Below are 10052 nucleotides of genomic sequence, written 5' to 3'. Positions count from 1 at the left end.
AACAGGCTGTAGGTAACATTGGAGCTGTTTAACGCACAGGTGCAGATGAAGAGGCCATACTGCACCAGCAGAAAGGCCGGTTTGTGCAGGGCGCCTCTCACACCTGTAGTGGCGGCGCGGAACAGCGCTACCTGCGCAGTGACCGGTATCTTTACACCATTGGTGTTTACGCCGGTACCGTCAATAGTAAATTCCAGGGTAAAGGTGCGGGGTTTGGTGCCTTTATATTTCAGGTTGGCTCCCTGTGCGCCCGGGGGGCAGTTGGCCAGCCAGTCAATATCCTCATGAATGGTAAAATTCTCAGGATTGAACATGGCAATAAAGGGGATACCAATTGGAAAACCCGTATCATTTATTGGAATGATCTTGAGATTAAAGGGCAGTTTTGCCAGGCTTTGATCGTCCATTATCTTTCTTTTTTCTCCCGAAGGATTTCCAGAATTTTTTCAGCCAGTTCGTTCTCGCTGTTACCGGCGGCAGCAGGCGGGCATTCCGGCGGATTGGTGTTTCCCGTGCTGCGGGTGTCCGGCCGCGGATCTACTACCGCTTTAATAATAACTTCATTGATTTGTACGGCCATTTTTTTTGAGCTTAAAGGTGAAAGCATAAAGCTGAAAGCTGATTGTGTTTTACTGAAGGCTTTGGGCTTTCAGTATGCAGCTTTTTTGCATACGCTTTCAACGATTAAAAAATGCTATAAAGGCTTTTACTTTTACATTACTGCCAGCCAGTAAAATGCTTGGCAGCAAACGGCTTTAGCTTTTTGCTTTATGCTTTGCGCTTTCAGCCTTTAAAAACCGTATTCTCAACAGGCAGCCGCTCAAAATACTGGTACGCCAGCTCTATTGTTTCCACCAGGATGGCATTCTCCGTAGCCTTCAGATCTGCAGTGCTCCACTTCACCGGGTAAGCCTGTACTACTTTCCATACAGCTACCTGTGCATCGGCTTCGTCCAGTAAGGTTATTATCAGGTCCGCCGGTTTAAAGTCATAGATCACTACAGTGAAGTAGGTCTTGAGCGCATCCTTTAACCAATCCAGCAGCGCAGTGTTGGTTAGCAGTCCACGCTTCAGGATCAGGTTAGGATACTTGGCCCTTTTGGGCAGCTTGTAGGTAAAGCGGTTCTCACCGCCTTCCCGCAGCTCCTCTGTCTCTACTTCAAAAGAAAGGCCGCTGACCTCCTGGAAGCGCTGTTCCGTATCGCTATCCGCTCCGCTGACGCCCATAAATTCAACGCGGAAATGAAACCCCGTTGGTGGATAATAAGCCGACATTGCTTAGGCAGTTTTAAATGTAAGGCCTTCGTGCACCAGGTCTACAGACTCTATGGCAATGTCGTTGCCGGATGCTTTTAAGCCCGGGCCTTCGCATTTCACCGGCCATGCCTGGGCTACGCTCCATATAAATACGGGCTGGCCTTCGTCATTCAGCAGGGTAATTACCAGGTCGCGGCGCTCTACGTTAGGCTGGCCGCTGTTATTAAGCCAGTTGTACAGATCAATATTGGAGGTTACCATCCCTTTTTTCAGGGTAATGTTGCCCGCCTTTTTCAAGCCCGGCCTTTTCAGTGGCAGGGTGGTGCCTGACATTAAACCGTCGCGGTACTCAATTGCCTGCACTTCCTGTGATAAGCCGCTTACTTCAGAGAAACCTATATTATCTCCACCCCAGGATACGCTGAAATGGAAAACTGTTAATGGATACGCCATTGTATAAAGAATTTAATTTTTAGTAATTGTTGAATAAAATGCTGTGAACCGTATTATCAGGAGGCTTGCATGATCTGCACAAACTGCAGGATTATAAATTCACCCGGTCTTGCAACAGCCATCTTAATTTCCACGATCATGCGTCCTTCCAGGATATCCACGGAGTTCATGGTTTTGCCCAGGCCTACATTTACCTGGAATGCCTGCTCCGGTTTTGCGCCGGCCAGTGCACCATCCCTCCATTTCAGGAACAGGTAGTTTTCTATCATAGCCTGTACCTTGGTCCAGGTGCTGGCGGTATTAGGTTCAAATACTACCCAGTTGGTGGATTTTTTGATGGATTCTTCCACTACGCTGAAGAAGCGGCGTACGTTAATGTACTTCCAGTCATTGCTGTTGCCATCCAGGGTTCTGCCGCCCATTACCACGGTGCCGAAACCAGGCATGTTTAAAATAGCATTCACGGATTTGCCGCTGGTGGTGTTAATGTTCAGGGTGTCCTGCTCACCGCGTGATACGTTCACCAGTGGTTTTATTACATCCACCAAACCTACGTTGGCAGGGGCTTTCCATACACCGCGGTCACGGTCTGTTCTGGCGTACACACCTGCAATAGCTGCAGATGGCGGCAGTGCAATGGTGTATTTGCTGTATTCTGCCTGAATAGCATTATACAAGGTAGAGGCAGTTGCCTTCAACGCAGAAAGCAGGCCTTCTTTATTATCTGCGCCGGTAGCATCCACACCGTTTATCTTATGATCATTCAGCTGCAGGTTGTCAAAATCAAATGCGTAGGTGTAAGCAGTACGCACCCAGGGATAGTATACCGCTGCAAAACGGGTAGTATCACCTACCGGGATGGTGCCAATGGCAACATCTACATCTGACTGTACAGATGATGATGTTTTGGGTACCGTAGTAGCCTGGGTATCCAGCACGGCAAAACGGTCTTTCAGGGTAGAGGCCTGGTCGATCATTTTTGAATTAATGCTCTGGTACTCTCCCGGAGAAGGCAGGTACACGGCTTCCGGCACTACCAGTATGGTAGGCACATCTTCCAGCGCTACCAGGTCAAGACCCGCTTCCAGGTCTCCCTTGTTAGGCGCAGTGCTGTAATCGCCTACAGATACAATGTAACATTTACCACCGCCGTTGGCGAAGAACAGCTTTACGGCATGGTAAAGAATGTGTTTGCGCAGGTTAGCTGCGTTAGGGGTAACAGTTACCTTGTAACCGGTGGTCACAGTGCCGGTGCGTAGTTCATTCACAGCTATCGTAATATTCGCGCCATCTTCTTTTTCAGGGCCGCCAAAGTAAGTTACATATTCGCCCCAGCTGCTAATGGGGGTAGGTACTTTCAGCAGGTCGCCGGTTCCCAGCGAATCAGCTTTTTGCGTATAACCAACAAATGCGGGGACTGCAGATTCTACTTCTGCAATGGATGGTGGAAAGGAGGCTATTTCTTCTACATAAACACCAGGGGAACGGTAAGTTGCCATTTTTTTAAAAGTTAAAGTGTTAGAAAAATGTCAGAGTAAATGAATGGGGCGTTAGCGGTATCAATGGCGCCGGTAGCAGGGTAGGGCAGGTTTGCCCTTACCACTGCTTCTTTAGCCGGATCGCCAATATATTTTTTAAGCGTAAGGCTTAAGGTATCATGGGTAGCGCTGGAAGCGGAGTAATAGTTTTCCTGCAGGGCCAGCGCGTTGTCCGATACCATCTCAATAGCAGTATCGGTAGTGGTGGTCCGGTGGAAATGGATATTGGTATCATTGCTTACAATGTTTAGCTGGTTCAGGAAAGCCGCTTTGTCGGCAGGGCTCATGCCGGCCATTTCCAGGAACAAAGGGCTGTTGGGCTGCAGGCTAAGGGTATACCGCCAGATGGTGGGCCGGTTCACCAGGCGGATCTTATATTGCGGGCGCTCCGGCGTTAAGGAACGGTCGGCTTCAATAATGCGGTAATTTGCATCCAGTAAAGCGGACAGGGAGATCTCCACCACCCCGAACAGCGGGCCGGTGCTGATGCTGCCGGGATAATAAAATTCATCTTCCTGCACATGATTGATCCACAGCTGGCAAATGCCGGAGGGTAAGGGGGTAAGATCAAACATTACATCAGATGCGCCGCTTTGCGTAACAATATTCTTTTCACCCAGGTTAGCGCCGCTCAGTAAATGTTTAATGATGGCAGTGCCGGGTGCTACAGGCACTGCGCTATGAAAGGTATAAGCCGCATTGCTGGTTTTAATAGTGTCCGGTTCTGCTGCGCCGGTAGCGGCTTTGCTCAGGTGCAGATTGTTGCGTGTGGCAGCAACATCCACTACACTGTTGCTGAAGTAGTAGATATGATCTGCGGCGGTTTGTACCGGCAGCTCATTGAAGTTTAACAGTTCCGGGTTTTTAAGCAATGCCAGGAAAGTGAGCTTGTTGCCCTTTTTAGCGGCAAAGCGCAGCAGGTCGTTGCCGCCGGGCGTTTGCCCCGATATATTGGCCAGCAGGATAAAGCCGCCGTTAGTTGGAGTGGGTTTAAACAGCAGGTCCATGTTGCTCATGACCGTACGGCTTTCCGGTGTAGGCACAAACGTTATATCCGTAACAGGATCCGTTTTGTATTGCTTACATACTTTATTGGTGTAAAACAGCTGTTCTACGGATAAAGTAAACAGTTCGGTGTATTTAACCTGCATGCCATTCATACACAACAAGCGTTAGTTTTCTTTAAAATTGAGTTCTTTGATGCCGGGTGTTTTATCCTTGCCTTTGGTATCAAATACAGTAAGCATATTCATTTTATACACCAGGCTGGGAAAGTATTTGCCGCCCAGCATAGCCCATAAATTATTCTGCTGTTCAAAGGAAAGATTGTAGAGCTTAAAGGTGAGCCGCTCAATCAGCTGCCAGGGCTTATTTACAGGATCTGTAACGCTGGCGTTCAGTGCGGGGTAACGTTGCTGATCAAATACGGGGTTAGCCTGGAAAAAGCTGGCTACGTCTGAAAGGTCGCGCAGCGCCGTTTCATAATGGCCGTTGTGTGCAATGAACAATACCAGCAGGTCCAGCTCCACCGGGGGATTCAGGCGCATGAACTGTTTATCGTCCGTGGGCACATAGTAGGGGCGCTTGCCTTCGCGGCGCTCTTCTTCCACACCGGCCATCATAATGGTTACGTGCGAGGTGTCGGTAACATTTAATTCACCGGTGGGCTTTATGAGCGGCTTCAGCTCCACAATGTTGCCGGCGCTGTAGTTTGCAGGATCCTGCTCACGTTCCACGATATAAGCTTCCAGCTCTTTTTTAATAAATTCCAGTGAGGTGCGAATCATCTATCAATTGGGATTAATAGTCAAGTGATACCAATAAATTAATTGGATAAAAGAATGGGATTGATCTGTGGTGCACACGATATCACATACGTCCCTTTGGGTAGGACATAGCAATAACAACAACAAACATCATATAGCTTTAGCTACACAATTTTGGGGAATAAACCAGTAAAACCTAGCTGATAATAAATACCTGACGAGTGATTTGGAGTAAACAATCTGTTTTGAAGTAAACAATCTGATTTTTGGAGGTCAACCATTACAGCGCCAATGTCAGCAGCACAGTGGCAATATTACGACAATTTTTTAATTCTCCAATTTTTGATGAAAAATTTTTCCGGCATAGAAAAGTAGAATGAAAGTTGCACGCTATGAAAGTGAATACGTACAATATATAGTTTTGTTTTACTACTAAATTTATTTTACTCTGTATCACGGGTGTAGGCAACTACACCCGTGATACCTGCTGCCCTGGCGGTTCTCACTCCTTACACCACTTCCCTGAACACCACAATACCATTATGGCCGCCAAAACCAAAAGTATTGCTCATCGCTACTTTTACTTTCTTCTCTATCGCCTGCCCGGTAATAATTTGCACACCTGCAGGTATAGTCGGGTCTAATGTTGTAGTGTTTATAGTAGGTGGTACTACGCCATGTTTTATACTCAGGATGCAGGCAATAGCTTCTATTGCGCCGGCTGCGCCTAATAAATGCCCTGTCATGGATTTGGTAGCGCTGATGTGTAAATGGGAAGGATCGTTGCCAAACAGTTTTGTAATAGCAGCTATCTCACTCAGGTCGCCAACAGGGGTAGAGGTGGCGTGCGCATTCAGGTAATCTACCTGCGCAGCATTCAATCCTGCATCACTTAACGCCAGCTGCATAGCGCGTAAAGCGCCTAATCCTTCGGGGTGCGTAGCGGTCATGTGATACGCATCTGCCGTCATGGAAGCGCCCACTACCTCTGCGTAAATATGTGCGCCTCTTGCTTTGGCATGCTCATATTCTTCCAGCACTAATGCACCGGCACCCTCACCCATCACAAAACCATCACGCTCCACATCAAAAGGCCGTGAAGCAGTCGCCGGATCATCGTTGCGGGTAGACATTGCCTTCATTGCACAGAAGCCGCCTACAGATGCTTCTGTTACAGGCGCTTCAGCACCGCCGGTAATGATCACCTTGGCTTTTCCCAAACGGATGTAGTTCAGCGCATCCATAATAGCGGTGTTGGAAGTAGAGCAGGCAGAAACCGTAGTATAGTTAATGCCCATTAAGCCGTATTTAATAGAGATCATACCGGCCGCCATGTTCGCAATCAGCTTGGGTACAAAGTAAGGGCTGAAGCGTGGATTAAAACCGCCTTGCGTATATTCTTTCACCTGCTCTTCAAAAGTTTGCATGCCGCCCTGCCCGGAGCCGAAGATCACCCCTGTATCAAACGGATCCATGCTGCTGAAGTCCAGGCCGGAATCTTTAATAGCTTCATCTGCCGCTACCATGGCGTATTGTGTAAAGGGATCGCTTTTGCGGATGTCTCCTTTATCCAGCAATTCCTGCGCATTAAAACCTTTTAGTTCTCCGGCAAATTGTGTGCGGAAGCGGCTGGGATCAAACCTGGTGATCGTGGCCGCACCGCTTTTGCCGGCGGTGAGTTGTTCCCAGAACGTAGCTGTATTGTTGCCGATAGGCGTTAAAGCCCCTAATCCGGTAATAACTGCTCTTTTCATCTGAAGTGTTTTGATGGTTTATTGATCTGTACAGGCTATTGCCTGTATAATGTAATTGTTGTTATATCAGGTCTTTAGCCAGCTGTTTGCTCATGCGCTGAAAAGTGTTGCCGCCCAATACCCGTGAAAGTAACAGCGATGATAGCAGGTTGGAAAGCACCATCAGGGCGCGGTCATACGCTTCGCCTTCAAAGTGTAAGCGCTGCTGTGCCCTGCCTTTTTCCAGGCATTGCGTCATCCATTGCAATATGCCGGTGCACATTTCCTGTACCTTGGCCTGCATAGGAGCAGGCAGCGTATCATAATCCGGTGTTAAGGAGCCTACCAGGCAAATGGTGCCCAGCTTACTGCGCTGCTGAAATATATCTATGAGCTTTTTAAGCTGCTGGTCCTCCGGCATTTTTTCCCATTTGCGTATGTGCAGCGCAAGGCTTTGCAGCTCCCGCTCAATTACGCTGATCCCCAGGTCGCCCTTAGTGGGGAAATGGTAATGAACAGCGGCATTCTTAATGGCCAGGGGCGCCGAAATATCGGCATAGCTAAAGGCATTAAAACCTTTGGTGCGGATCAGGTGATCGGCCAGGTCAATGATCTTTTCCTTAGTGGTGTCAGCCATAAAGTAGCATTCAGGCCGCAAATATACTGACTAATTAGTAAGTAAGCAAATGCCGGTGCTTTCAACCCCGTTTCAGGGCAACTGCCTATATATAAGAAAATGATAAAATAATGTGTATCTTATCCCATAAATTCCACTGTACAACAGGAACGGATCAACGTTAATCAATCAACCCACACATGAACAAAAAATTATTTACCGGCTGCCTGGTAGCCGCTTTAGGCGGACTCTTATTCGGGGCAGATACCGCGGTGATCTCCGGTGCAGAGCAGGCGATTAAGGAGGTGTTTCAATTAGATGGTTTCTGGCACGGCTTTACCAATTCCATCGCTTTGATCGGTACCATTGTTGGCGCTATTGGCTGCGGTATTCCGTTGGATAAATACGGCCGTAAAAAAGTATTGATCCTGGTAGGCATCTTTTATATTGTATCCGCATTAGGCTGTGGCCTCTCGCACTCATGGCCGGCTTTCCTGATCTACCGTTTTATTGGCGGCCTGGGTATTGGCGCTTCCTCTGTAGCAGGGCCCATGTATATTTCAGAAATAGCGCCGCCCAGGCTGCGTGGCAGGCTGGTGGCGTTGTTCCAGTTCAACATTGTGCTGGGTATCTTGCTGGCTTACTTTTCCAATTATTTTATTAACAAGTGGGTGGCTACGGATGCATGGCGCTGGATGTTAGGTGTGCAGGCCATTCCGTCTGTATTGTTCCTGGTATTATTATACCTGATACCGGAAAGCCCGCGCTGGCTTATGAAACGGCAGCGTACTGCGGAGGCGCGTGAAGTATTGCTTTCATTAGGTAATACGGATGCAGATGTAATTGTAACAGATATCGCAGAATCCCTGAAAGCAGAAAGCAGCGGGCATACGGAGAAATTATTCGCGCGCAAATTCTCCTTCCCGGTAATGTGCGCTATTTTGTTAGCCACCTTCAACCAGTTCTCCGGTATCAATGCCATCATGTATTATGCGCCCCGTATTTTTTCTATGACGGGCCTGGCCCGCGATACCGCCCTGTTACAGGCGGTGCTCATAGGTGTTACCAACATGGTGTTCACCATCATTGCCATGTTTGTGATCGATAAATTTGGCAGAAGAACATTGCTCATCGCCGGCTCCATAGGTATGATCCTGTTCCTGGGCTTAACAGCCCGCGCCTTTTACCTGCACGATTTTGGCGGCTACCTGGTGCTTGTTTACCTGGTAGGCTTTATTGCCAGCTTTGCATTTTCACAGGGCGCTGTAATATGGGTATTCCTGGCAGAGATCTTCCCGAACTCCGTGCGTGCCAAAGGGCAGGCGCTGGGTAGCTTTACGCACTGGTTCTGGGCCGCAGTAATGACCTGGTTATTTCCTATTGTAGCAGAGCTGCCTTTTGGCGGTACCCTGGCATTCAGCTTCTTTTGCGTAGCCATGGTATTACACCTGTTGTTTGCCGTAAAAATGCTGCCGGAAACAAGAGGTAAATCACTGGAAGAACTGGAAAAAATTGTATTGCGGTAAGATCTGCACATTCGCACATCTAAACATCTAATCTAAACATCTGATTGACCTGCCGGTAATACACCGGCAGGTCATTTTCAATTTGCACATCTACACATCTGCCATCTGCCATCCGCCATCCGCCATCTGCACATCTGCATATTTGCACATCTGCACATTATTTTATAACCTTTCCCCGTAATTATATAACAATTATACAAGCCAAACGCCGGACCTTTGTATACACTTATGCCAGCTTATACACACCATATCAAAGGCATGGTTTGCCCGCGCTGTATCTCCACAGTACAGCAGGAGCTTACTGCATCAGGGCTGCAGGTATCACATGTTGAGCTGGGCAGCGCCACCATAGAATCCGCTACACCGCCCGACCTGGATGCGATTGCTGCACAGCTGCAGTCCTTGGGTTTCAGCCTGCTGGAAGATAAGAACCAGCAGCTGGTAAAACAGGTAAAGGAAGCCGTTGCGCAGGTATATTCCGGGGAATTTGATTTTCCGCCGCAGTTCCGTTTTTCAAAATGGGTAGCAGAAAAGCTTTCACGGCCGTATGATCTGCTGAGCGCTGTTTTTTCAGCAGCAGAAGCCACTACGCTGGAAAAATACATACTGGCCTACCGGGTTGAGAAAGTTAAGGAGCTATTAATATATACCCCCGCCACGCTGGCTGATATTGCTTTTCGTTTAGGCTTTAGCAGTGAGGCGCATTTATCCCGCCAGTTTAAAGCACTAACCGGCCTTACCCCATCTTATTTCATTAAGATCCGCAAAGAGAGAAAAGGTGGCAAAGGCTAATTATCCTTTGAAGAAGGTTTAAAAAATCTGCGGTCTAATTCTAACGGCGCATAATTCACTATGTTCACTAAGTCATAATAACGGGGAAAAAGCGGGTCCAGCAGGTAGTTGAACTCACCTGGCAACACGGCAGAACGTACTTTAAAACCCAGGTATTTCTTCTCTTTAAATAATTGGTCCCCGATCTTGCGCAGGGCCAGGGTTTCCGGCAGCCGCCAGTCTTCAACTAATCTATCATCGGAAAGGGTGTAGATGGGGGCGCTATCTGCAATCTCAATTTCCATGGTGTATAGGCGGGGCGGCAGTTCCGACTGATCATAATGAACCAGGTTCTCCAGCAGGGCCAGCGACCGGCTTTCACTGGTATACAG

12 protein-coding genes are annotated in these 10052 nt (G+C 48.1%); 2 read left to right on the top strand and 10 right to left on the bottom strand.

All coding sequences use genetic code 11. The features are described 5' to 3' along the window. From VIM87_RS06205 to VIM87_RS06165, 9 genes are all read right to left on the bottom strand, one after another. Positions 1 to 407, bottom strand: a 407-nt coding sequence (locus VIM87_RS06205) for a hypothetical protein (protein WP_331996139.1), incomplete at its 3' end; no start/stop codon positions are given. Further along, positions 407 to 607, bottom strand: coding sequence for a DUF5908 family protein (locus tag VIM87_RS06200; RefSeq protein WP_331996138.1), 201 nt, complete (start codon positions 605 to 607; stop codon positions 407 to 409). The genes VIM87_RS06205 and VIM87_RS06200, both read right to left, overlap by 1 nt. A 176-nt stretch (positions 608 to 783) precedes the next feature. Beyond that, positions 784 to 1275, bottom strand: coding sequence for a phage tail protein (locus VIM87_RS06195; RefSeq protein WP_331996137.1), 492 nt, complete (start codon positions 1273 to 1275; stop codon positions 784 to 786). 3 nt (positions 1276 to 1278) lie between these two features. Beyond that, positions 1279 to 1710, bottom strand: a complete 432-nt coding sequence (locus tag VIM87_RS06190) for a phage tail protein (protein WP_331996136.1) — start codon at positions 1708 to 1710, stop codon at positions 1279 to 1281. A gap of 56 nt (positions 1711 to 1766) precedes the next feature. Then, positions 1767 to 3209: a phage tail sheath family protein gene (locus VIM87_RS06185; protein ID WP_331996135.1), complete on the bottom strand. Its 1443-nt coding sequence runs from the start codon at positions 3207 to 3209 to the stop codon at positions 1767 to 1769. A gap of 11 nt (positions 3210 to 3220) precedes the next feature. Beyond that, entirely contained in the window at positions 3221 to 4408 is a 1188-nt protein-coding gene (locus VIM87_RS06180) for a hypothetical protein (protein ID WP_331996134.1), read from the bottom strand. Between the two features lie 12 nt (positions 4409 to 4420). Continuing rightward, positions 4421 to 5035, bottom strand: coding sequence for a DUF4255 domain-containing protein (locus tag VIM87_RS06175; protein WP_331996133.1), 615 nt, complete (start codon positions 5033 to 5035; stop codon positions 4421 to 4423). Positions 5036 to 5523: 488 nt separating this feature from the next. Next, on the bottom strand, positions 5524 to 6768 hold the full coding sequence (fabF, locus tag VIM87_RS06170; protein ID WP_331996132.1) for a beta-ketoacyl-ACP synthase II: 1245 nt from the start codon (positions 6766 to 6768) through the stop codon (positions 5524 to 5526). 61 nt (positions 6769 to 6829) lie between these two features. Next, complete coding sequence (locus tag VIM87_RS06165; RefSeq protein WP_331996131.1) at positions 6830 to 7384, bottom strand: TetR/AcrR family transcriptional regulator; 555 nt, start codon at positions 7382 to 7384, stop codon at positions 6830 to 6832. A gap of 179 nt (positions 7385 to 7563) precedes the next feature. Here VIM87_RS06165 and VIM87_RS06160 point away from each other — a divergent pair, with 179 nt between their 5' ends. Together VIM87_RS06160 and VIM87_RS06155 are read left to right on the top strand one after the other, a co-directional pair. Then, positions 7564 to 8889, top strand: coding sequence for a sugar porter family MFS transporter (locus VIM87_RS06160; protein WP_331996130.1), 1326 nt, complete (start codon positions 7564 to 7566; stop codon positions 8887 to 8889). 228 nt (positions 8890 to 9117) lie between these two features. Then, positions 9118 to 9681, top strand: a complete 564-nt coding sequence (locus tag VIM87_RS06155; protein WP_331996129.1) for an AraC family transcriptional regulator — start codon at positions 9118 to 9120, stop codon at positions 9679 to 9681. Here VIM87_RS06155 and VIM87_RS06150 read toward each other — a convergent pair. Continuing rightward, on the bottom strand, positions 9678 to 10052 hold a 375-nt coding region (locus tag VIM87_RS06150), incomplete at its 5' end, for an RES family NAD+ phosphorylase (protein WP_331996128.1). The genes VIM87_RS06155 and VIM87_RS06150 overlap by 4 nt on opposite strands.

Origin of the sequence: Chitinophaga sp. (genome assembly GCF_036569125.1) — a bacterium.
In the GTDB taxonomy this organism is placed as follows: domain Bacteria; phylum Bacteroidota; class Bacteroidia; order Chitinophagales; family Chitinophagaceae; genus Chitinophaga.
This window is presented reverse-complemented; position numbering and strand designations above follow the sequence as displayed.